The organism is Novosphingobium sp. fls2-241-R2A-195 (genome assembly GCF_030209485.1).
Taxonomy (GTDB): Bacteria; Pseudomonadota; Alphaproteobacteria; order Sphingomonadales; family Sphingomonadaceae; genus Novosphingobium; species Novosphingobium resinovorum.
Window position 1 is genome coordinate 183,082 of sequence record NZ_JARVRY010000027.1, and the last position, 21,714, is coordinate 204,795.

Below are 21,714 nucleotides of genomic sequence, written 5' to 3' on the forward strand. Positions count from 1 at the left end.
ATCGGGACAACCCCGGATCGGCGCTTGCTGCAGCGCACCCGGTGGTCGATGGCAAAATCTAGGCCATCGGATCAACAGGAGGATTCGCGGTGCCCGTGTTGAAATTCATTCCGGCGTTCGTCGCGACTTTCGTTGCGCCGGTTCCCGCCTATGCCGCAGGGGGCATCCCGCTTCCCGAACCCAGCAGCATGCTGCTTCTTGGCCTTGGCGTCGTCGGCGTCGCCGTGGGCCGCAAGCTGTCGTCCAAGCGCGGCGAGGACTGACGCGCTCTTGACCGCGCGGCCCCTGCACCGCATGGGCAGGGCATGAGCAGCCTCGACACTCTCGCACGCCTCGAAGCCACGATTGCCGAGCGCCGCGCGGCCGATCCCGATTCCAGCTATGTCGCGAAGCTCAACGCCAGGGGCCTGCGCAAGATCGCGCAGAAGCTGGGCGAGGAGGCGACCGAAACCGTGATCGCGGCGCTGACCGAGGATCACAAGGCGCTGGTCGGAGAGGCGGCGGACCTCATCTTCCACCTCATGGTCCTGCTCGGCGCCAAGGACGTGCCGCTAACCGACGTGCTCGCCGAACTGGACCGCCGCGAAGGTGTCTCGGGGATCGCCGAGAAAGCTGCACGCAAGTCCTGATCCGTCCCAAATCCGTCATTGCGAGCGTAGCGAAGCAACCCAGGGCACAGTTGCGCTTCGCTGGATTGCTTCGCTACGCTCGCAATGACGAAGTGTTCGAGTGGAGAACCCGATGCCCATCGATCCGAAGCTGCCTTACGACGACAACAACGTCTTCGCGAAGATCCTGCGCGGCGAACTGCCGTGCTCGAAGGTCTACGAGGACGACCATGCGCTCGCCTTCAACGACATTCGCCCGCAGGCGCCGGTCCATGTGCTGGTGATCCCCAAGGGCGCCTATGTCTCGTGGGACGATTTCACCGCCAAGGCCGACGATGCGCAGATCGCCGGGTTCATGCGCGCGGTGGGCAATGTGACGCGGCAGTTGGAACTCGACGGGCCGGGCTATCGCCTCATGGTGAACATGGGGACGAACGGCCATCAGGAAGTGCCGCATCTGCATGTGCACATCTTCGGTGGGCGCCAGTTCTTCCAGATGATCGGGGAATAGGGCCTTTTGCCCACACCGTCCGGCTAATTCACTTCGCTCATAAGCCTCCCGGCTCTCCCGCGAGCGGGAGGGCGAAGTGCAGGTCTCTCATTCCCCTCCCGCTTGCGAGAGGGGGCAGGGGTGGGCACTTCCACCGCTGTCCACCGAAAATTTACCCCGCAATACAGCCTCCAAGGCCGGTTCCTGCGCTCCCGGGGTTGAAGTCGCCCTGCTCCCCGTTACACAACCGCCCGGAATGACGGACGCACCATCCTCCCCCCTCATGCCTCAATCGGGCGTGATCGACGGCAAAGTCCACCGCTACCCCTTGCGGGTGTTCTACGAGGACACCGACGCGGGCGGAGTGGTCTATCACGCCAACTACCTGCGCTGGTTCGAACGTGCCCGCTCCGACCTGCTCGACGTGCTCGGCATCGACCAGCGCGCCTCGCTGGAGGCGGGCACCGGACTCTACACCGTGGCCGAGGCGAACTTGCGCTATCTCTCTCCGGCGCGGCTGGGCGATACCGTCATCATCGAGACCTGGGCCGAAAGCACCGGCCGCGTCGCCAGTGTGCTGCGACAGGTCGCATTGCGGGGTGATGTCAGGCTATGCGAGGCGGCCGTAAAGGTCGCGTTCATCAGCCCTGAAGGACGACCGCGCCGACAGCCCGAGGCCTGGCAACAGGCTTTCGCCACACTTGAACCCATCGCCGCTCCGGCCCCGGAAGGACCAGAATGACGCTCGACCTGCTTGCCTCGACCATCAGCTTCGCCGGTGACGACAACCATCTCAACCCGGTGAAACTGTTCCTCGATGCCGACATCGTGGTGCAGGCGATCATGGCCGGGCTGGTCCTCGCCAGCGTGTGGGTATGGATGATCATCGTCACCTTCATCGTGCGCATGGGGGCGATCAGCCGCCGCTGCGACGAGTACGAGGAAGGCTTCTGGGAGGCCCAGAACTTCGACACCTACCAGAAGGAGCGCAAGCGCGGCGACGTGCCGATGGGCAAGGTCGCAGGCGCGGGCCTCGGTGAATTCAAGCGCAACGTCGGCCCCGGCATCGATGCCGAGGGTGCCCGCCAGCGCATCGCCACGATCCTCAATTCTTCGGTGGGCGAGGAGGCGGACAAGCTCTCCGACCGTCTGAACTTCCTGGCAACCGTCGGTTCGGTGGCGCCCTTCGTCGGCCTGTTCGGCACGGTGTGGGGCATCATGAAGAGCTTCTTCGATATCGGCCAGCAGCAGAATTCCTCGCTCGCGGTCGTCGCCCCCGGCATCTCGGAGGCGCTGTTCGCCACTGCGATCGGCCTGTTCGCGGCGATCCCGGCGGTCATCGCCTACAACCGTTTCTCGCATAAGGTGAACGGCTTCGAGGCCCGCCTGCAGCGCTTCGCCGACCATCTTCACGCAGCCCTCACGCGCCAGCTGGAGCAGCGCTGATGGCGATGGGGATGTCCGGAGGCGGCGGACGTCGGCGTCGCGGACGCGGCGGTCGCGGCCCCATGGCCGAGATCAACGTCACGCCGCTGGTCGACGTGATGCTGGTGCTGCTGATCATCTTCATGGTCACCGCGCCGCTGCTCAAGGCCGCAGTGCCGATCGAACTGCCCGAAAGCCGCGCCAAGGCGATGAGCGAGGAGCAGGGCCAGATCACCATCACCCTGCGCCGCGACGGCGCGGTATTCTACGAGCAGGACGAACTCGCGTCCGGCGAACTGCCCGAGCGTCTGGCCTCCACGCCCGCCGGTCCCGACGGCAAGCCGCCGCTGGTGACGCTGCGCGCCGACAAGGCGCTCGACTATGGCCGGGTGATGGAAGTCATGGGCGAACTCAACCGCGCAGGCTTCACCTCGATCTCGCTGGTTACCGATGTCAGCGGCGGTTAAGGCGCGCCGGGTAGGGTCGGTCTGATGGCGGTACTGGGTGTGCGCAAGGATGAGAGGATCGGCCTCGTCGTCGCCGTGCTGTTGCACGGCGCGGTGCTGGCTGCGATCCTGTACAGCCCGCGCTCGAACAACGTGGTCAAGCCGCCCGAGCGTATCGAGGTGACGATCAGCGACGAGGTCGCGGCGACCTCGACCGCCCCGAATCCCGGCGAGGCGTCCCCGGACAAGAGCCCGGAATTGGGACAGCCCGCGCCGGCGGCGGCACCGCCGCCACCCGAACCCGCGCCTGCGGCGGAGCCCGAACCGGCTCCCGCTCCCGAACCCGCGCCGCGCGTGGTGGAAAAGCCAAAGCCTGAGCCGAAGCCCGAGCCGAAACCGGTTCCGAAGCCGGTTCCGAAACCCAAGCCGGTGGAGAAGCCCAAGCCCGCGCCCCCCAAGCCGACTCCGCCCAAAGCGAAGCCGACGCCGCCCAAGCCTGCGGCAAAGCCCGCGCCCAAGGCGCCGCCGCGCAAGTCGAGCGCGATCGATGACATCGTTCGCAAGCCTTCGCCCCAACCCGCAGCGAAGCCTGCGACAAGGCCCGCGACCAAGCCGGCCACCACAGGGCAGTCTTCGGGATCGAGCAATTCGGCGACGCCGCCGAAGAAGGCTGGCACCAGTGCTTTCGACGATGCGTTCAAGCCGGGCACGCCGGGCGCCACTTCCAGCGCGCCCAAGCCGACCGGCACGCCTGCGTCCGAGATCGGTCCTTCGGCCCGCTCGGCGCTGGGCGCGGCGATCAATCGGCAGCTCAAGCCGCACTGGCAGGCGCCGCAGGGCGCCGACGTCGAACTGCTGACCACCAAGGTGCGTTTCCGCCTCAACCGCGACGGCAGCCTTGCCGGCGCGCCCGAGGTGATCGGCACCAGCGGCGTCAACGCCTCCAACCGCGCGCAGGTGGAACGCCATCAGGAACAGGCCGTGCGTGCGGTAAGGCTTGCGGCGCCATTCAACTTGCCCGACGATCTCTACGAGGGCTGGAAGGTCGTCACGACCACGTTTGACAGAAGGCTATCGCAATGAAGATAACCCGTGTTCTCGCCTTGGGATTGATGCTTACGACGAGTGTGGCGGTATCGGGTACGGCCTTCGCGCAAGGCGCCCCGGCACCCGTGGTGAACGCGCCGCCCCCGCAGGACGGTGGCCTCGAGGTCACGGTGTCCGACGACAGTGCGTGGAACGACCTCGGCATCGCCATCACCACCTTCGCCACCGATCAGGACGTGCCGACCCGCACCAATGCGGGCACGACCGGCCAGCTCGGCCGTGCGCTGGCGCAAGTCGTCGCGGGCGATCTCAAGAACAACGGCCTGTTCAAGCCCTCCGGCCCCGACGGCCTGCCGCAGCCCGCTTATGGCCAGATTCAGGCGCCGGACTACACGCCATGGGCCGCGCGCAGCGCCGACATGCTGGTGCAGGGCTTCGTGCGCGTAGGCGGCGACGGCAACCTGACGATCGGCTGTTATCTCTACGACGTGCAGCTCAAGCAGCAGCTCATCAAGGGCGGCTGGCAGGTCCCCCCGTCCGACTGGCGCCGCGCCGCGCACAAGTGCGCCGACATGGTCTATTCGCGCTTGTCCGGCGAAAGCCCGTTCTTCGATTCCAAGATCGCTTACATCGCCGAGACCGGTCCCAAGGACCACCGCATGAAGCGTCTCGCGATCATGGATTCGGACGGGGCCAACCACCGCTTCCTGACCAGCGGCCAGTCGATGGCGCTCACCCCGCGCTATTCGCCGGACTACAGCAAGATCATGTACCTGTCCTATCTCAACGGACAGCCGAGCATCTATTCTTATGATCTCGCCACCGATCGCCAGACGCTGATCGCCCGCACCGGTGCGCCAACGCTGGCGCCGCGCTGGTCGCCGGACGGCAAGTGGGTGCTCTATTCGATGGCCAAGGGCGGCACGACCGACATCTACCGCATCTCCTCGGCAGGCGGTGGCACCCCGCAGCGCCTGACCAACGGCCCGGGCATCAACATCGGCGGCAGCTATTCGCCCGACGGCTCGCAGATCGTGTTCGAGAGCGACCGCTCGGGCAGTCAGCAGGTCTACGTTATGAATTCGGACGGTTCGAACCAGCGCCGGATCAGCTTCTTCGGCGGCCGCGCGGCAACCCCGGAATGGAGTCCGCGAGGCGACCAGATCGCCTTCACGCACATCGCGGGCAACTTGCGCATCGCTGTGATGAGCCCGAGCGGCGGCGGCATGCGCCACCTCACCGATTCGTGGCAGGACGAGGCGCCGACGTGGTCGCCTAACGGCCGCATCGTGCAGTTCTTCCGCACGACCAAGAGCACCGGCCTTGCCTCGATCTGGCAGGTCGACCTTACCGGCCGCAACGAGCGCAAGCTGCCGACCCCGGTGGGCGCCTCGGATCCGGCCTGGGGTCCGATCCGCCCCTGATTTGCGGGCGAATGCAGCAAGTTGACGCCCCCGGCGAAATCCGGGGCCGTTTTCTCGCGTTCAGGTTGCCCGACGTTCATCTTGACTGTGTAGAGAATTGAACGGAACCATCACACCATGCCGCCCATTCAACAGGCCAGTCGTATCATGGCGGCGACATAGGAGATTGCCGATGCCTTCTTCCCTCTCATCCATGCGCATCACCCGCGTCGGCGCGACGGCGCTGGTCGTGGCCGGCGCTCTTGCCATCTCGGCTTGCGGCAAGAAGGCTCCGGCCCAGCTTCCGCCCGATCCCGGCCCGGCGACCAGCACCGACACCGGCCAGTCGAGCGGCGGCTACGGCATGGCCCAGCCCGGCAGCCAGGCGGACTTCGTCGCCAAGATGATGGGCGCGGACACGATCTACTTCGCCCTCGACGAATCGACCGTCGATGCGCAGGATCAGGCGTCTCTCGCCAAGCAGGCGCAGTGGTTGCAGCAGTACCCCAACAAGCGCGCCACGATCGAGGGCCACTGTGACGAGCGCGGCACCCGCGAATACAACATCGCGCTGGGTGAACGCCGCGCCAACGCCGCCAAGAACTATCTGGCGAGCCTGGGCATCGACCCCTCGCGCATCACCACCGTCAGCTACGGCAAGGAGCGCCCGATCGCGCTCGGTTCGGACGAGGCTTCGTGGGCGCAGAACCGCCGCGCGGTGACCGTCACCATCGATTGATGCCGTTTCCAGCGCGCGGGCGTGCCCAGCGCGCTGGATTGATATTTTTGCGTCAGACGGGGGTTGCGTCCCCGTCGAGTCGCAGCGTATCGCCGATCTGATGAGCCGCGCACGCCGATCCGCAGACTGGGGTTTTCCGCGCTGGCGCGGCTATGGCAGCGCGCGCGAGGCCGTGGAAGTACGCCTGTGCGATCGCCACGGCTGCAACGATCGCGGCGAGTGCCCCGCTCCCAAGAGCCCCAACAGCCCCGATCGCTGGATGTTCTGCCAGAAGCACGCGGCGGAATACAACTCGGGCTGGGACTACTTCGCCGGGCTGGACGCCGAGGAAGCCGCCGCGCGCGAAGCGAGCGAGCAGGCCGAGACCTCCGGCTACAAGGAAGCGCAGCATTACGGCTGGGGCGGCTCGGGCGATGGGTCGCGCAGCCGGGATGAACTGCGGGCGCTGGAAGCGCTGGGCCTCGATCCCGACGCGGACTTCGATGCGGTGCGCAAGGCGTGGCGCACCAGGGCCAAGGAAGTCCACCCGGACGTGAAGCCCAATGATGCCGAGGCGGCGAAGGCGTTCCAGACGTACCAACTTGCCTACGAAGTCCTGCGCGCGGCGGAAGAACGCCGCGAGTGGAAGGGCTGAGCGGCGGCTTTTCGCTCACGGGGCTTTGACAAGCTCAGCCTGAGCGGGGTTGAGATGGTATCGGATTAAGCCACCCTTCGTCATTGCGAGCGAAGCGAAGCAATCCAGGGCAGCATAAACCGCCCTGGATTGCTTCGCTTCGCTCGCAATGACGATTGGAGGTATGATCATGGCGCTCTGCCGTCTCGAAGCCCCATCCTCAAACGACAAAGGGCGCGGCCATCGGCCACGCCCCTCGTTTGCGTCGAAACCGACAGCTATCGCTTACTTCGGCGACAGCACCATCAGCATCTGGCGGCCTTCCATGCGCGGATAGGCTTCGATCTTGGCGATCTCTTCCACATCCTGCTGCACACGGCGCAGGAGGTCCATGCCAAGCTGCTGGTGCGAAAGCTCGCGACCACGGAAGCGTAGCGTCACCTTGACCTTGTCGCCGTCCTCGATGAAGCGCACGACATTGCGCATCTTCGTGTCGTAGTCATGGTCGTCGATGTTCGGACGCATCTTGATCTCTTTGATCTCCTGCGTCTTCTGCGTCTTTCGAGCGGCGTTTGCCTTCTTCTGCGCCTCGTAACGGTACTTGCCCACGTCGAGGAACTTGCACACCGGCGGATCGGCGTTCGGGGAGACCTCAACGAGGTCGAGACCGACCTCAGCTGCCTGCTCGATCGCCTGGCGCGTGTACATGACGCCCAGGTTCTCGCCCTCATGGTCGATGACGCGGACCTTGTCCGACTGGATCATGTTATTGTAGCGCGGTCCACTCTTGACCGGTGGCGTCATCATGCGCCGGGGTGGGGGTGCTATATGCGTTCTCCTGAGTCGTTACAGTCGACGTGGCTGGATTCGGCGGTCATTAATGCGATTCGTCCTCGCGCGCAAAGCGCGATTTCACGAGATTGCAGATGGAACGCCCCGACCGGAAAACCGGCCTTGCGCGCCATATAGGTATTCAGGCCGCTTTGCGCCAGAGCGGATAGCGTATCAACTGTCCGCGAGCAGGCACCAGCGCCTCGATCGCATCGGCCGGCTGAAGCGCGGACAGGATCGCCGGATCGGCCGCATTCATACCGCCGGTCAACGCTCCAAAGGCCGGCAGGATCAGCCGTTTCTCGCTGCGCACCGCACAAGGGCGCGCAATCCGCCGTCCGCGCGCCTCGATCATCAGGCGCGGATGGAAGTGGCCCGAGACTTCCGCTTCGCATGTGCCCGGCAAAGCCTGGTGGCGCAGGGCAAGGCCTGCCAGCATCAGTTCCTCGACTCGGGTGCCACCTGCCTCGGCGCCCAGATGCGGGTCGTGATTGCCGGTGATCCACACCCAGTCGAGCGCGCGGGTCAGCGCGGCGAGCATCCCGGCGGCGTGCGGCTCCAGCCGGTCCGGTCCGGCGCTGTCGTGGAAATTGTCCCCCAGTGCGAAGACCCGCCGCGCGCCCGTGGTCCGCACTGCCGAGGCAAGCCGTTCCAGCGTCTCGCGGCTGTCGTAGGGGGGCAGCATCTGGCCGGTGCGGGCGAAGAAGCTGGCCTTCTCCAGATGGAGGTCTGCGACCAGCAGCGCCTGTTCGCGCGGCCAGTAGAGCGCGCAGGCACCCCGCATGGAGCCGTCCACCAGAACCATCTCCTGACCGCAGAACGAAAAGGGAACCATGGCTTTTCCTTGCCGCAGCTTGTCCGATTTGGCAAGCGCCGTGCGAAGCGAAGGGTGCCACGTTGCGGCAACCTGCCATGAGGACACGGATGACGGACTGGACCCCCTACACGACGCGCGCCAGCGACTGGTTCCGCACCTTGCGCGATCGCATTTGCGCTGAATTCGAGGCGATCGAGCGCGAGGCGGGCTCCGATGCGGTGTTCGGCTACACGCCCTGGCAGCGCGCCGCCGTGGAGGGTGCCGAAGACAAACAGGGCGGCGAAACCGGAGGCGGCACACGCGGGCTCATGAAAGGGCGTGTGTTCGAGAAGGTCGGCGTCAACATCTCGACCGTCTCGGGCGGATTGGCCAAGGACTTCGCCGCGACCATCAACGGGGCCTCGGCCGAGAACAACGGCTTCACCGCCACCGGCATCAGCCTCGTCGCGCACATGGCGAACCCGCATGTCCCGGCGGTTCACATGAACACGCGCTTCCTGACGACGACCAAGGCGTGGTTCGGCGGCGGCGCCGATCTCAACCCGCCATTGCCCTATGAGGAGGACACGGCCGAGTTCCATGCGGAATTCAAGGCCGCCTGCGATGCCCATGGCGCGGATTATTACGACCGCTTCAGGGCTTGGGCGGACGAGTATTTCTACATCCCCCACCGCAAGGTCCATCGCGGCGTCGGCGGCATCTTCTACGACCACCTCGAATGCGGCGACGAAGCCGCGTGGGAGGCGAACTTCGCTTTCACCAAGGCGGTGGGCGAAGCGTTTCTTGCCGTATTCCCCCGGCTGGTGCGACGCCGCATGGGCATGGAATTCACCCCCGCCGACAAGGCGCAGCAGCTGGAATGGCGCGGGCGCTATGCCGAATTCAACCTCGTCTATGACCGGGGCACGCTGTTCGGCCTGAAGACCGGCGGCAATATCGACGCGATCCTTATGAGTCTGCCGCCCGAAGCGACCTGGAGCTGAGGTATTAGAGTGCATCGCCGGCAGCCCTGACTCAATCCCGTCATCCCCGCGAAGGCGGGGATCCAACTGATTCCAGTGATGCAGGCACCGTCAGGAGATGGGTTCCCGCCTTCGCGGGAATGACGATGAAGGGGAACGCGGCAGGTCGATTTCGACACCGCGATGGCGTCCCTCGGCCTCGCCGTTTTCTGCAACGCCGCGCCCGGTTTTCTCGGTTGGACAAGCCCCGCGCCCGCCCCGATGATCCGCCTCGTTAACTCAGGGGTGGGCCATCAACATGCATCTGGATCGACGTTCCCTCATCGGCGGTGCGCTGTGCGCTGCCGCCATGCCGCTGCTGCCGATGCGTGCCCTCGCCGCGCCGGACGACATGCCCACCGGCATGGCCGCCTTTATCGCCGCCATGCCCAAGGCCGAGTACCACGTGCACCTCGAAGGCACGCTGGAAGCCGAGATGAAGTTCGCCCTTGCCAAGCGCAACGGCGTGACGCTGCCTTATGCCGACGTCGCGGCGATGAAGCGCAGCTACGTGTTCCACGATCTGCCCACGTTCCTGAAGGTCTACTACGAGGGCATGAACGTGCTGCTCACCGAGCAGGATTTCTACGATCTGTGCTACGCCTATCTCGCCAAGGCGCATTCGCAGAACGTGCTCTATGCCGAGATGTTCTTCGACCCCCAGCAGCACATCGACCGGGGCGTGCCGATCGCGGCGGTAATCGGCGGCATCACCCGCGCCCGCGCCGATGCCGAGGCGAAGCTGGGCATCGGCTCACAGTTGATCCTGTGCTTCATGCGCGATCTGACGGCGGACAACGCGATGGCCGCGCTCGATGCGGCGCTGCCCTACAAGGACAAGCTGGTCGGCGTCGGCCTCGATTCGGACGAGAAGGACAACCCGCCGTCCAAGTTCGCCGCCCACTTCGCCAAGGCCCGTGCGGCCGGGCTGAAGGTGACGGCCCACTGCGACGTCAATCAGAAGGACACGCTGGAACACTTGCGCGAGGCGCTGGTGGACATCGCCGTCGATCGCATCGACCATGGCGGCAACATCCTGCAGTCGCCGGAACTGATCGCCATCGCCAAGGCGAAGGACATGGCCTTCACCGTCTGCCCTTCGTTCTCGGGCAAGGTCGTGGTGGACGGGCAGCCGGTGGAGGTGGTGCGCGGGATGCTCGATCAGGGGCTGAAGGTCTCGATCAACTCGGACGATCCGGCCTACATGGGCAGCAACTACATCACTCAGGCTATGGCCGAGGCGCAGGTGCGATCGAAGCTGACGAAAGCGGAACTGGTGCGGATTTCGCGTAATGCCTTCGACACGGCGTGGATCACGCCGGAGCGCAAGGCGGGCTATCAGGCGAAGCTGGCGGCCTTCGCGAAAGCGCAGGGGGTGGCGGTGTGAGTGTGCGCGGTCAGGCGGCGCGGGGGGTGATCCGGGCGAGGTCACCATGCAGCGCACGCTTGGCTTCCCGCAATTCGTAATCAACCTGAAGCCCGAGGAAGAAGCCTTCGGACATGCAAAAGTAGCGGGCAAGGCGCAGGTCCAGGTCGGCGTCCATTCGCAGGGTGCCATCCAGCACGGCATGAAGGTGCGAGGCGGCAATGCCGAGCGACGTAGCGAGCGCCTCTGCGGTCAGGCCCAGCGGTTCCATGAACTCCAGAGCCAGCATTTCGCCGGCATGGGGATTGGGGAGCCAGTCCGGATCAATCGTGGTAGTCGACGATTTCGACATCGTATGCGTTTCCATCCTTGAAGACGAAACATATACGCCATTGATCATTAATCCAAATGGCATGTTGCCCGGCGCGGTCGTGTTCAAGCGGATGCAGCCGATTGCCGGGTGGATTGCGCAGATCGTCGAAAGATCTCGCGCGGTTCAGGAGCCGGAGTTTTCGGAGCGCACGGGCCTGAATATCTGCAGGCAGATTCCTGCTTCGCAGGCCATTCCAGATGCGCTCGGTCTGCGTGCTGGTGTTGGCGAAAGTGACGATCATCGGAACCTCATTACCGCGCTTGCGGCGTGATAATGCGAGGTTAGATAGGCTTTGAATCGCGATCCATTTGTAATCCCTGAAACGCTATCGCAGTGGCACGGACCGCGCTTCGTCATTCCTGCGAAAGCGGGCACTCATCTCCTGAAGGCGCCGATCGCGCCCATGTCAGATGGATCCACGCCTGCGCGGGGATGCCGGAGAATGTATGAGGTGTTTGCGCTTCGACGCAGCAGCTACTTTCCGAACTTCCGCTGCGTCTTACCATACCGCATCTTGCGTGTCCCCGGCTTGCCCTCGTTCGAGCGCCCGACCCTTGGCGCCTTGTGCTCTGCCTCCGGCAAACCAAGCTCGCTTTGCTCCAACCGCCTGATCTCGTCGCGCAAGCGCCCAGCCTCTTCGAACTCCAGGTCCGCTGCCGCCGCCCGCATGCGCTTTTCGAGGTCTTCGATGTAGGCGCGCAGGTTGTGGCCGACGAGGTTGTTGGTGCTGTCGTCCTCAAGGTCCACGATGACGCCGTCGCGGCTGGCGGTATCCGCCACGATGTCGGCGATGCGGCGCTTGATCGTTTGCGGGGTGATGCCGTTTTCGAGGTTGAACTGCTCCTGCCGGGCGCGGCGGCGGTCGGTTTCCGCGATCGCGCGTTCCATCGAACCGGTTATCCGGTCCGCATAGAGGATCACCCGCCCGTCCACGTTGCGCGCGGCGCGGCCGATGGTCTGGATCAGCGAGGTCTCGCTGCGCAGAAACCCTTCCTTGTCCGCGTCGAGGATGCAGACGAGGCCGCATTCGGGAATGTCGAGGCCCTCGCGCAGCAGGTTGATGCCGATCAGCACGTCGTAGACGCCCATGCGCAGGTCCCGGATCAGTTCGATGCGCTCCAGCGTCTCGACGTCGGAGTGCATGTAGCGCACCCGCACGCCCTGCTCGTGCATGAACTCGGTCAGGTCCTCGGCCATGCGCTTGGTGAGGGTGGTGACGAGGGTGCGGTAGCCCTTGGCCGCCACGTCCTTGCACTGGGCGATGCAGTCCTGCACCTGATCCTCGACCGGGCGGATTTCCACCGGCGGGTCGATCAGGCCGGTGGGGCGGATGACCTGCTCGGCGAAGACGCCTCCGGTCTGGTCCATCTCCCAGTGGCCGGGGGTGGCGGAAACCGCGAAGGTCTGCGGGCGCATCGCGTCCCATTCGTTGAAGCGCAAGGGGCGGTTGTCGATGCAGCTCGGCAGGCGGAAGCCGTATTCGGCCAGCGTGATCTTGCGGCGATGGTCGCCCTTGGACATGGCGCCGATCTGCGGCACCGTCTGGTGGCTTTCGTCGACGAACAGCAGGGCGTTGTCGGGCAGGTATTCGAACAGGGTCGGCGGCGGCTCGCCCGGGATGCGCCCGGTCAGGAAGCGGCTGTAGTTTTCGATGCCGTTGCACGAACCCGTGGCGGCGATCATCTCCAGGTCGAAGTTGGTGCGCTGTTCAAGCCGCTGGGCTTCCAGCAGCTTGCCCTCGGCCTCCAGTTCCTTGAGCCGCTCGGTCAGCTCGAACCGGATCGCCTCGCTCGCCTGCCGCATCGTCGGCCCGGGCGTGACGTAGTGCGAGTTCGCATAGACGCGCACCTTTTCCAGCACCGCGCCCTTCTTGCCGGTGAGGGGATCGAATTCGGCGATCTCCTCGATCTCGTCGCCGAAGAAGCTGATGCGCCAGGCCACGTCTTCCAGATGGCTGGGGAACAGTTCCAGATTGTCGCCGCGCACACGGAAGTTGCCGCGCGCAAACGCCACGTCGTTGCGCTTGTACTGCAGGGCGACGAGCTTGCGGATGATCTCGGTCTGGTCCTGCGCCTTGCCGGTGACGAGGTCGAAGATCATCGCCGAATAGGTCTCGACCGAACCGATGCCGTAGAGGCACGACACCGAGGCGACGATGATGACGTCGTCGCGCTCCAGCAGCGCGCGGGTGGCCGAGTGGCGCATCCGGTCGATCGCCTCGTTCACCGAGCTTTCCTTCTCGATGTAGGTGTCCGACCGGGGCACGTAGGCCTCGGGCTGATAGTAGTCATAGTAGGATACGAAATATTCGACCGCGTTGTCCGGGAAGAAGTCCTTGAACTCGCCGTAGAGCTGCGCGGCCAGGATCTTGTTCGGCGCCAGGATCAGCGCGGGACGCTGCAGTTCCTCGATCACCTTGGCCATCGTGAAGGTCTTGCCCGAGCCGGTGACGCCCAGCAGCACCTGCGTCTTCTCGCCGTCGGCCGCGCTGGCGACGAGTTCGGCGATGGCGGTCGGCTGGTCGCCCGCCGGGGCATAGTCGGAGACGATCTTGAACGGCTTGCCCGGCATCGATTTCTCGGGCCGCTGCGGTTTGTGGGGGACGAAGTTCTCCGAAGTATCGGGTTCTTCGAGGCCGCGCCGGATGATGATCTCTGCCATGGCGGAACATATGGGGTATATCCGTTCCCGCGGCAACAGGGCGTTGGCGTTGGGGCAGGGCGGTGATAGCCCTCGGTCCATCTCAGGGAGAGGAGAAAGCCATGAAGGGCAGGATCATGATCGCGGCGCTGAGCATGATGACGGGCGCGCTGGTTCTGGGCGGCTGCGGATCGAAGGACGACGGCGAGCAGGCCGGGAGCGGCGGTGCACCGAAGTCGGCGGAGGAGGTGAAGCACGAGGCGGCCAAGCTCGATACTCCGCAGCCGGGCCAGTATCGGCAGACGGTGGAGATCACCCGTCTTGAAGTGCCGGGCATGCCGAAGGAAGCCGCCGAACAGATGAAGTCGATGATGGCGGCCAAGCAGGAAAGCACCATCTGCCTGACCAGGGCGGACGCCGAAAAAGGCTATCGCGACATGTTCAGGGGTGTGGGCAAGGGGAACGAGTGCTCCTATTCGAAGTTCGACGTTGATGGCGGCAGGCTCGATGCCCAGATGGATTGCCAGTCCGCCGGTGATGGCAAATCGACGATGACGCTTAATGGCACGGTCAGGCGCGATGGTTCAGATGTCACGGTCGACATGGATACCACCGGCGGACCTGCGCCCACGGGTTCAATGAAGATGACGATGCACCTGACCACCACTCGCCTCGGCGACTGCAAGACATGATGGGGTAACGCGAAGAGAGCGATGGATCCGCTGAACGAGGAACAGGAACGCTTCGCAGGATCCCTGCGCGCCGCGATCGCGCGGCGCGCCGCCTTCGCGCGCGAGCAGCACCCCGAGGGGGTCGGCAAGCCGCCGCTCGAGCTGCTGTGGGCGGAACTGCGCTCGCTCTATCGGGGCGGCCACAAGGTGCGGTTCACGGGGCAGCGGGTGCAGCCTGCGGTCAGCCCGATGCCGGTCATGCTGCTGCCCGGCTTCGGCGCGCATCCCAAGCGGATGAAGCCGATGGCCGACGCGCTCTCCGCCGCGGGGCACCATGTCCACCAGTGGGGCCTGGGCCTCAACCTCGGGCCGAACGAGCGCAATTTCTCCTACCTCATGCGCCGGGTGGCGATCATCGCGCGGGAGAACTGGCACCCGGTCGCATTGGTCGGCTGGTCGCTCGGCGGCCTCTTCGCGCGCGAGATCGCCCGGCGCGAGCCGCATCTGGTGGCCAAGGTCATTACCATGGGCACGCCCTTTTCGGGCGATCCGCGGGCCAACAATGCGTGGAAGGCCTATCAGGTGGTGACCGGCCACTCGGTGGACAGCCCGCCGATCGACTGCGATTTCTCGGAGAAGCCCGCCGTGCCGACGATCGCGCTGTGGAGCCCGCGCGACGGCATCATCCAGCCCCGCGCCGCCGCCGGCTGGCCGCACGAGCGCGATCGTGCGGTGGCGATCCGCTGCAGTCACCTCGACTTTTCGAGTTCGCCCAAGGTAGTGGCCGAAGTCCTGCGGCAACTGGATGTGCGGGAGTAGGGGCGGCGAACTGCCATTGCAAAAATCAGACCGTCATCCCGGCGAAGGCCGGGACCGCTCTCGTCCTGTCGCGACCTCTCGGCTAGATTGGGAAAAAGCTGCCGCAGCTCTGCCGAGAGTGCACATCATGGTCATAGCGGTCCCAGCTTTCGCTGGGATGACGATGGTGTTTGAATGACGGATTTGGGTGGATTTCTGCCGTTCAACGTTGCGTTTACGAAGCCTTTGGCGGAACCGAAAATTGGTGCTTGTCGAATATTTCAACAATCGGCCAGCTATCTCCCTCGTTCCATATCGACACCCAATTGTCTGGGTGCACATCGATGGAATGAGGGTGTCCATCGTCAAGGGTGACAACGGCTTCCCCACCGGGAGGGACTTCATATTGGTCGCAGATTGGTTCGATAAAAATCGTGAGTGACGTCTCAAGATAGTTTCGGATCGGCAAGCGCATCGGGTGGCATCTTTTTCAGTGTGAAGCCCACCTTATCCATCCGAGCTACCGTCTGCTATGGGGAGCTTACGGTTCATCCGGATTCCAGCGTGATAGAGTAGCTAGCTGCCGTACGTCGGGTGCAGGTCTACCCATAATACCACGTCATGGCAGGCCTTCTCACCGACAGCCTTCGCATAGCTTTCTGCCTCGTCCCAGTCCGCTTGATGCTTTAATTTGGCGTCGGGGTGCCACCGAGTGATGGCAGTGCCAACCGGCACGGCGTCGGTTTCGCTGTTTATCACGACAAATCTCAGAAACGGCTCAGCAAATCCATCGACCCGGGCGCTCTGAAACAAACCACAGATAGCCCGAGCACCTACGATATATGAGCATTCTCCCGAAAGCATTGCTCTTGCCGTTGCGCCAATCTGGGCGCGACATTGCTCTATCTCGATAGCGTTGAGGCTCATGCCTAGTGTTTAACCGCACAAATCTATGTCGGCTATGGGGCGCTTGCCGAAGGTCGGCTTTCCTACACAACGGGCACTCCGATACACTGCGCTCATGACCGTCCGTCGCTCAACTCCCACCACAAGGTTACACCGCAAGGTGACACCTCACTCGCGCAAGGTGACACATCGCACGCAAAATGTGTCACCTTGCGGCTCTAAGGTGACACTTTCCGGCCCTAAGGTGACACCTTTTCTCTCTGGACCGTGTCAACCGTGTAAACCCTGTCACCTTGCGCGGGCTCTCATCCCACCGGAGCACGGCGGCGATAGCTCAGCGCCTCGGCGACATGGATGCGCGTGACCTGACCCGCCCCCGCCAGATCGGCGATCGTGCGGCTGGTGCGCAGGATGCGGGTGTAGCCGCGCGCGGAGAGGCGCATCGCTTCGGCGGCCTGCATCAGCAGGCGGCGTCCGGCCTCGTCCGGGGTGGCGTGGGCTTCCAGCAGGTCGCCGTCGAGTTCGGCATTGGTTCGCGCCTTGGTGGCGTTCAGTCGCTCCGCCTGAATTTCGCGTGCCTGAGCCACCCGGGCGGCGACCTGCACGCTGCCTTCGCTTGGTGGCGGGAGGGCGAGATCGACGGCGCGGACGGGATCTACCTCGACGTGAAGATCGATCCGGTCGAGCAGCGGCCCGGAAACCTTGCTCTGGTAATCCGCCCCGCAGCGCGGCGCGCGGCTGCAGGCAAGGGCGGGGTCGCCCATGTAGCCGCACCGGCATGGGTTCATCGCCGCGATCAACTGGACTCGTGCGGGATACGTGAGATGGGCATTGGCGCGGGCGACGGTGACTTCGCCGCATTCCAGCGGCTGGCGCAGCGAATCGAGGGCCTGCCGCTGGAATTCGGGCAGTTCGTCGAGGAACAGGACGCCGAGGTGCGCCATCGAAACTTCACCCGGCCGCACCTTGATCCCGCCACCGGTCAGAGCGGCGATCGAGGCGGAGTGATGCGGCGCGCGAAACGGCCGGGCACGGCTGATCCGTCCGCCTTCCAGCGTGCCCGCGACCGAGGCGACCATCGATACCTCCAGCGCTTCGGCCGGGGTGAGTTCGGGCAAGACGCCGGGCAGGCACGATGCGAGCAGCGACTTGCCCGCGCCGGGTGGCCCGACCATCAACAGGTTGTGCGCGCCCGCAGCCGCGATCTCTAGTGCGCGGCGGGCGGTTTCCTGTCCCTTGACCTGCCGGAGATCGGGGCCGCCTGCCCGCGTTTCGACCTCGCCCAGCGGTGGCGTCTGCAGCACCTGGATGCCGCGCAAGTGGTTGAGCAGGCTGATGAGGTTGGGCGCCGCGACCACTGGCACCCCGCTCGCCCAGCGCGCTTCCGAGCCTTGCGGGGCAGGGCAGATCAGACCCTTCTCGTGCTCGCTGGCGTGGATCGCCGCCAGCAATACGCCGGGAGAGGGGATCACCCGGCCATCGAGCGCGAGTTCGCCCACGGCCACGAAATCACCCAGTTGCTCGGCATCGACCACGCCCATCGCCGCCAGCAGCGCCAGCGCTACCGGCAGGTCGAAGTGGGAGCCTTCCTTGGGCAGGTCGGCGGGGGAGAGGTTGACGATGATCCGCTTGGGCGGCAGCGCCAACCCCATCGCGGTGAGCGCCGCGCTCACCCGCTGGGTGCTTTCGCGCACGGCTTTGTCGGGCAGGCCGACCAGCGTGAAGCCGGGCATTCCCGGTGCGATCTGGCACTGGACCTCGACGGCACGCGCCTCGAGCCCGAGGTACGCGACGGTCGAGACGATGGCGACCAAGGGAAGGGCCTTTCTGCAAGAATTGCGAAGAAGACCTCGTCTAGTAAGGCCCGCTCGCGGCGGCGCCATGTTCAAAAATATACCTTACAGCACTTTAACCGGACCCGTGAGGAAGAGGGTAAGGGTGTTCCCGGCATAGACTTGTGATGCGCTCGCTTTCCGCAAGTCTTGCTCTGGTCGCCCTTTTCGCCGTGTCCCCCCTGTCGGCGCAGGTGATCGAGTACGAGGCTGTCGACGAGGTCACCGATTCCGTCGTTACCGGGGGCGAGCGCACCCTCTTCACTACCGCGATCGAAGCGCCTGCGATTCCGCAAGGCCCGGCTTATGGTCCGTTCCGCGTGCTGGACGAGGGCCGGGCGGCGCTGGTCGATGTCACCGATGCGCGCACGCCCGGGCAGTTCACCGCGATGCTGCGCGACCATCCCGGAATTGCCACGATCGAGATGATCGACTGCCCCGGCACCGAGGACGACCTCGCCAACCTGCAGGTCGGCCAGATGATTCGCCGCAGCGGCATCGTCACCCATGTTCCGGCGGGAGGGTCGGTGCGTTCGGGCGGGGTAGAACTGTTCCTGGCGGGCGCACGGCGCTACGCCGATCCGGGCTCCGAGTTCGCGGTGCATTCCTGGCAGGACGACACCGGGCTCGAGCCCTCGGACTATGCCGCCAATGCGCCCGAGAATCGTCGCTACATCGACTACTACCGCGCCATGGGCATGAATGCGGCCGAGGCGCAGGCGTTCTATGCCATGACCAATTCCGTGCCCTTCGCTTCGGCGCGCTGGCTCGACGCGGGGGAGATGAGTGCATGGGTGCAACTCGACGAGGTGAAAGTGGACGTCAGTCCGCGTTTTCAGTTCCTCCAGCTTGCGGCTGTTGTTGACTCAATCCCGTCGTTCCAGTAACGGCGGCCAACGATTTCCATGGTCGTCCGGTTTGGGCGGCCCTTTTTGTTAGATTTTCGAGGACTGACATGAAGCGCACTTTCCAGCCGAGCAACCTTGTTCGCGCCCGTCGTCACGGCTTCCGTGCCCGCACCGCGACCGTCGGTGGCCGCAAGGTTCTGCGCGCGCGTCGCGCTCGCGGCCGCGCCAAGCTCTCGGCCTAATCCGCCGGGATCGGCAGGGGCGCAAAGCTCCTGCCATAAGCGGCGCCAGCCCACGCTCTCGCCTTGCGCGAGGGCATGGGCTGGCGCCGTTTTGCTTTGGCGCGAATCGCCATGTCCCGACGTTCGAGCTGTCATGAAGCAGGCTGACGCCTACACGGTCCTGAGCCGTCGTTCGGACTTTCTCGCTGCCAATCGCGGCCTGCGAGTCGCGCGCCCCGGTTTCGTACTGCTGGCCAACCGCAATGACGGGCTGGGGCGGCGCGCCGGGATCACGGTGACCAAGAAGATCGGCAATGCCGTCGTGCGCAACCGCATGAAACGGCGTTTCCGCGCGCTGCTTCGCGAATTGCTGCCCGAGCATGGCCTTGCCGACACCGACCATGTGCTGATCGGCCGTGAAGGCGGGGTCGAGCGCGACTTCGACAAGCTGCGCGGCGAACTCGTCGCCGCTCTGGGGCGGGCGCGGGACGGGAAGGGTGATGCGCCCCGCCAGCCGAATCGCAGGCGTGGCCCTCGCAAATGACCAAGGTTCTCGCCTTCCTCGTCTCGCTTCCGGGGCTGGCGATCATCGGGGTCGCGCGATTGTGGCAACTCGGTCCTTCGGCGATCATGCCGCCCACCTGCCGCTACTCCCCCTCCTGTTCGCAGTATGCGATTATTGCGGTTCGCAAGCATGGTGCGATCAAGGGTGGATTGCTGGCGCTGTGGCGTCTATTGCGCTGCAATCCTTGGGGTGGGCACGGGCACGATCCCGTGCCGGACTGAACCTTAGATACTGGCGAAGTGATGCCGGCGGCCCCACATGGCCGCCGCCGAGACGAAGATACGGGCAGGAAACAGGCTTTCGTGGAAAACCAGCGTAACATCATCCTCGCGGTCGTGCTGACCGCGCTCGTGCTCTTCGGCTGGGAGGCCGGGGTCGGCTATTTCTATCCGCAGGCCAAGACCCCGACGCAGATCGTCGAGTCCGGCGGCGCCAAGAACGCCTCCAGCCCCACCAAGCCGACGCGCGAAGGCGGCCTGATGGACGCCGCCGACCGTACGCTGGAAGCCACCGACCTCAAGACCGAGCTGGCTGCTCCGGGCCGCGTGAAGATTTCCGCGCCCGGCCTCTCGGGCTCGATCAACCTGACCGGTGCGATCGTCGACGACCTCGTGATCAATCGCCACCGCGAGACGGTCGAGAAGAATTCCGGCCCGGTCCGAATCTTCTCGCCCGCGGGCACCCCCGCGCAGCAATTCGCGCAAGTCGGCTGGCTGGGTGAGGGCGGCGTCGCCGCGCCGACCGCCTCGACCGTCTGGACCGCGCCCGCGAACGCCACGCTGACCCCGACCACCCCGGTGACCCTGACCTGGGCGAACCCCACCGGCCAGCGCTTCGCGATCACGTACTCGATCGACCAGAACTACATGATCACCGCGCAGCAGACCGTCGAGAACGCGGGCGGCGGCGCGGTTTCGGTCAAGCCCTTCGCGCTCGTCAACCGTACCGAGAAGACTGCAAGCCTCGATACCTGGAACGTCCATTCGGGGCCGATCGGCGCCTTCGACGGTTCGGTGACCTTCGGCACCAACTACAAGGACGTGGCCGAAGCCGGCACCGTCAACGAAGCGGGCCGCACCGACTGGATCGGCTTCACCGACATCTACTGGATGTCGGCCCTCATTCCCGCGGGCGCGAAGGCGGAGAGCACGTTCCGTTCGCTCGGCAACCAGATCTTCCGCGCCGACGTGGTATACGATCAGGCCGTGATCCAGCCGCGCACGCGCCAGAGCGTGACGACCAAGATCTTCGCGGGCGCCAAGGAGCACAAGGTGCTCGACGCCTACGAGGCGCAGGGCATCGCCAACTTCGGCCTCGCGATAGACTGGGGCTGGTTCCGCTGGTTCGAGAAGCCGATCTTCTGGCTGCTCACCAAGCTGTTCAGCCTTGTCGGCAACTTCGGCGTCGCCATCATCCTGCTGACCCTCATCGTGCGCGGCATGATGTTCCCGGTCGCCCAGCGCCAGTTCGCCTCGATGGCGGCGATGCGCGCGATCCAGCCGAAGATGAAGGCGATCCAGGAGCGCTACAAGGACGACAAGCAGAAGCAGCAGCAGGAGATCATGGCCCTCTACAAGCAGGAGAAGGTCAATCCCCTCGCAGGCTGTCTGCCGATGTTCCTGCAGATCCCGGTGTTCTTCGCGCTCTACAAGACGCTGATCCTCGCCATCGAGATGCGCCACCAGCCCTTCGTGCTGTGGATCAAGGACTTGTCCGCGCCCGATCCGCTGCACATCCTGAACCTGTTCGGCCTGCTGCCGTTCGATCCGCCCAGCTTCCTGGCGATCGGCCTGCTCGCCCTGCTGCTCGGCGCGACGATGTACCTGCAGTTCCAGCTCAACCCGGCCCAGATGGACCCGGCACAGCAGCAGGTGTTCAAGCTGATGCCGTGGTTCATGATGTTCGTGATGGCGCCTTTCGCCTCGGGCCTGCTGGTCTACTGGATCACCTCCAACATCCTGACCATCGCGCAGCAGAAGTTCCTCTACAGCCGCCATCCGCAGCTCAAGGCGCAAGCCGAGAAGGACGCGGCCGACAAGGCACGCGCGGCGGCCCGTACAAAGTGAGTGATGAT

General features: G+C 65.0%; 26 protein-coding genes. 19 read left to right on the plus strand and 7 right to left on the minus strand.

Going from position 1 to position 21,714, the window contains the following annotated elements:
* The first annotated feature begins 89 nt into the window (after positions 1 to 89).
* The 10 genes from QRN25_RS20735 to QRN25_RS20780 all read left to right on the plus strand — a co-directional run bounded on the left by QRN25_RS20735 (position 90) and on the right by QRN25_RS20780 (position 6,792).
* Positions 90 to 263 carry a PEP-CTERM sorting domain-containing protein gene (locus QRN25_RS20735; RefSeq protein WP_069709032.1) on the plus strand — a complete coding sequence of 58 codons (174 nt, stop codon included), beginning with the start codon at positions 90 to 92 and terminating at the stop codon, positions 261 to 263.
* A gap of 42 nt (positions 264 to 305) precedes the next feature.
* Positions 306 to 629, plus strand: a complete 324-nt coding sequence (locus QRN25_RS20740) for a phosphoribosyl-ATP diphosphatase (protein WP_285021163.1) — start codon at positions 306 to 308, stop codon at positions 627 to 629.
* A 112-nt stretch (positions 630 to 741) separates the two neighbouring features.
* A complete protein-coding gene (locus QRN25_RS20745; RefSeq protein ID WP_069709033.1) occupies positions 742 to 1,119 on the plus strand; it encodes a histidine triad nucleotide-binding protein in 378 nt (125 codons plus the stop codon).
* A gap of 235 nt (positions 1,120 to 1,354) precedes the next feature.
* Positions 1,355 to 1,840 carry a YbgC/FadM family acyl-CoA thioesterase gene (locus QRN25_RS20750; protein WP_069709034.1) on the plus strand — a complete coding sequence of 162 codons (486 nt, stop codon included), beginning with the start codon at positions 1,355 to 1,357 and terminating at the stop codon, positions 1,838 to 1,840.
* Positions 1,837 to 2,544: a protein TolQ gene (gene tolQ / locus QRN25_RS20755; protein ID WP_008831780.1), complete on the plus strand. Its 708-nt coding sequence runs from the start codon at positions 1,837 to 1,839 to the stop codon at positions 2,542 to 2,544. Before QRN25_RS20750 ends, tolQ begins: the two co-directional genes overlap by 4 nt.
* Positions 2,544 to 2,990: an ExbD/TolR family protein gene (locus QRN25_RS20760; protein WP_036528115.1), complete on the plus strand. Its 447-nt coding sequence runs from the start codon at positions 2,544 to 2,546 to the stop codon at positions 2,988 to 2,990. Before tolQ ends, QRN25_RS20760 begins: the two co-directional genes overlap by 1 nt.
* 24 nt (positions 2,991 to 3,014) lie before the next feature.
* Positions 3,015 to 4,052 (plus strand): cell envelope integrity protein TolA, encoded by a 1,038-nt coding sequence (gene tolA, locus QRN25_RS20765; protein WP_285021164.1) that lies wholly within the window; start codon positions 3,015 to 3,017, stop codon positions 4,050 to 4,052.
* Complete coding sequence (gene tolB / locus QRN25_RS20770; protein WP_285021165.1) at positions 4,049 to 5,440, plus strand: Tol-Pal system beta propeller repeat protein TolB; 1,392 nt, start codon at positions 4,049 to 4,051, stop codon at positions 5,438 to 5,440. Before tolA ends, tolB begins: the two co-directional genes overlap by 4 nt.
* Positions 5,441 to 5,612: 172 nt before the next feature.
* On the plus strand, positions 5,613 to 6,158 hold the full coding sequence (gene pal / locus QRN25_RS20775) for a peptidoglycan-associated lipoprotein Pal (RefSeq protein WP_008831776.1): 546 nt from the start codon (positions 5,613 to 5,615) through the stop codon (positions 6,156 to 6,158).
* 100 nt (positions 6,159 to 6,258) lie between these two features.
* Positions 6,259 to 6,792 carry a J domain-containing protein gene (locus tag QRN25_RS20780; protein ID WP_008831775.1) on the plus strand — a complete coding sequence of 178 codons (534 nt, stop codon included), beginning with the start codon at positions 6,259 to 6,261 and terminating at the stop codon, positions 6,790 to 6,792.
* A 264-nt stretch (positions 6,793 to 7,056) separates the two neighbouring features.
* On the opposite strand, the gene infC is transcribed toward QRN25_RS20780, so the two are convergent.
* The gene (gene infC, locus QRN25_RS20785) at positions 7,057 to 7,578 is read right to left on the minus strand and encodes a translation initiation factor IF-3 (RefSeq protein ID WP_036528118.1); all 522 of its coding nucleotides are present in this window, start codon (positions 7,576 to 7,578) and stop codon (positions 7,057 to 7,059) included.
* A 166-nt stretch (positions 7,579 to 7,744) separates the two neighbouring features.
* Positions 7,745 to 8,437, minus strand: coding sequence for a ligase-associated DNA damage response endonuclease PdeM (gene pdeM, locus QRN25_RS20790; protein WP_285021166.1), 693 nt, complete (start codon positions 8,435 to 8,437; stop codon positions 7,745 to 7,747).
* Between the two features lie 89 nt (positions 8,438 to 8,526).
* On the opposite strand from pdeM, the gene hemF reads away from it, so the two are divergent.
* On the plus strand, positions 8,527 to 9,402 hold the full coding sequence (gene hemF, locus QRN25_RS20795; RefSeq protein WP_285021167.1) for an oxygen-dependent coproporphyrinogen oxidase: 876 nt from the start codon (positions 8,527 to 8,529) through the stop codon (positions 9,400 to 9,402).
* 277 nt (positions 9,403 to 9,679) lie between these two features.
* Positions 9,680 to 10,807 carry an adenosine deaminase gene (add, locus tag QRN25_RS20800; protein WP_285021168.1) on the plus strand — a complete coding sequence of 376 codons (1,128 nt, stop codon included), beginning with the start codon at positions 9,680 to 9,682 and terminating at the stop codon, positions 10,805 to 10,807.
* 10 nt (positions 10,808 to 10,817) lie between these two features.
* On the opposite strand, the gene QRN25_RS20805 is transcribed toward add, so the two are convergent.
* The 3 genes from QRN25_RS20805 to uvrB form a co-directional block, all read right to left on the minus strand.
* Complete coding sequence (locus tag QRN25_RS20805; protein WP_285021169.1) at positions 10,818 to 11,138, minus strand: HigA family addiction module antitoxin; 321 nt, start codon at positions 11,136 to 11,138, stop codon at positions 10,818 to 10,820.
* Positions 11,110 to 11,400: a type II toxin-antitoxin system RelE/ParE family toxin gene (locus QRN25_RS20810; RefSeq protein WP_285021170.1), complete on the minus strand. Its 291-nt coding sequence runs from the start codon at positions 11,398 to 11,400 to the stop codon at positions 11,110 to 11,112. Before QRN25_RS20810 ends, QRN25_RS20805 begins: the two co-directional genes overlap by 29 nt.
* A gap of 233 nt (positions 11,401 to 11,633) precedes the next feature.
* The gene (gene uvrB / locus QRN25_RS20815; protein ID WP_285021172.1) at positions 11,634 to 13,820 is read right to left on the minus strand and encodes an excinuclease ABC subunit UvrB; all 2,187 of its coding nucleotides are present in this window, start codon (positions 13,818 to 13,820) and stop codon (positions 11,634 to 11,636) included.
* Between the two features lie 101 nt (positions 13,821 to 13,921).
* Here uvrB and QRN25_RS20820 point away from each other — a divergent pair, with 101 nt between their 5' ends.
* A complete protein-coding gene (locus QRN25_RS20820; RefSeq protein ID WP_069709040.1) occupies positions 13,922 to 14,491 on the plus strand; it encodes a DUF3617 domain-containing protein in 570 nt (189 codons plus the stop codon).
* Positions 14,492 to 14,512: 21 nt separating this feature from the next.
* Positions 14,513 to 15,289, plus strand: coding sequence for an esterase/lipase family protein (locus QRN25_RS20825; RefSeq protein WP_008831766.1), 777 nt, complete (start codon positions 14,513 to 14,515; stop codon positions 15,287 to 15,289).
* Positions 15,290 to 15,844: 555 nt separating this feature from the next.
* Here the strand turns inward: QRN25_RS20825 and QRN25_RS20830 are convergent.
* Complete coding sequence (locus QRN25_RS20830; protein ID WP_036528122.1) at positions 15,845 to 16,195, minus strand: hypothetical protein; 351 nt, start codon at positions 16,193 to 16,195, stop codon at positions 15,845 to 15,847.
* A 284-nt stretch (positions 16,196 to 16,479) separates the two neighbouring features.
* The gene (locus QRN25_RS20835; protein WP_285021173.1) at positions 16,480 to 17,988 is read right to left on the minus strand and encodes a YifB family Mg chelatase-like AAA ATPase; all 1,509 of its coding nucleotides are present in this window, start codon (positions 17,986 to 17,988) and stop codon (positions 16,480 to 16,482) included.
* A gap of 146 nt (positions 17,989 to 18,134) precedes the next feature.
* On the opposite strand from QRN25_RS20835, the gene QRN25_RS20840 reads away from it, so the two are divergent.
* The 5 genes from QRN25_RS20840 to yidC all read left to right on the plus strand — a co-directional run bounded on the left by QRN25_RS20840 (position 18,135) and on the right by yidC (position 21,706).
* On the plus strand, positions 18,135 to 18,893 hold the full coding sequence (locus tag QRN25_RS20840) for an alpha/beta hydrolase (RefSeq protein WP_285021174.1): 759 nt from the start codon (positions 18,135 to 18,137) through the stop codon (positions 18,891 to 18,893).
* A 68-nt stretch (positions 18,894 to 18,961) separates the two neighbouring features.
* On the plus strand, positions 18,962 to 19,096 hold the full coding sequence (gene rpmH, locus QRN25_RS20845; RefSeq protein WP_008831762.1) for a 50S ribosomal protein L34: 135 nt from the start codon (positions 18,962 to 18,964) through the stop codon (positions 19,094 to 19,096).
* A gap of 133 nt (positions 19,097 to 19,229) precedes the next feature.
* On the plus strand, positions 19,230 to 19,619 hold the full coding sequence (gene rnpA / locus QRN25_RS20850; RefSeq protein WP_271181976.1) for a ribonuclease P protein component: 390 nt from the start codon (positions 19,230 to 19,232) through the stop codon (positions 19,617 to 19,619).
* Entirely contained in the window at positions 19,616 to 19,861 is a 246-nt protein-coding gene (gene yidD, locus QRN25_RS20855) for a membrane protein insertion efficiency factor YidD (protein WP_069709045.1), read from the plus strand. The genes rnpA and yidD overlap by 4 nt, the downstream gene beginning before the upstream one ends.
* An 81-nt stretch (positions 19,862 to 19,942) precedes the next feature.
* Positions 19,943 to 21,706 (plus strand): membrane protein insertase YidC, encoded by a 1,764-nt coding sequence (gene yidC / locus QRN25_RS20860; RefSeq protein WP_285021175.1) that lies wholly within the window; start codon positions 19,943 to 19,945, stop codon positions 21,704 to 21,706.
* Positions 21,707 to 21,714 lie beyond the last annotated feature (8 nt).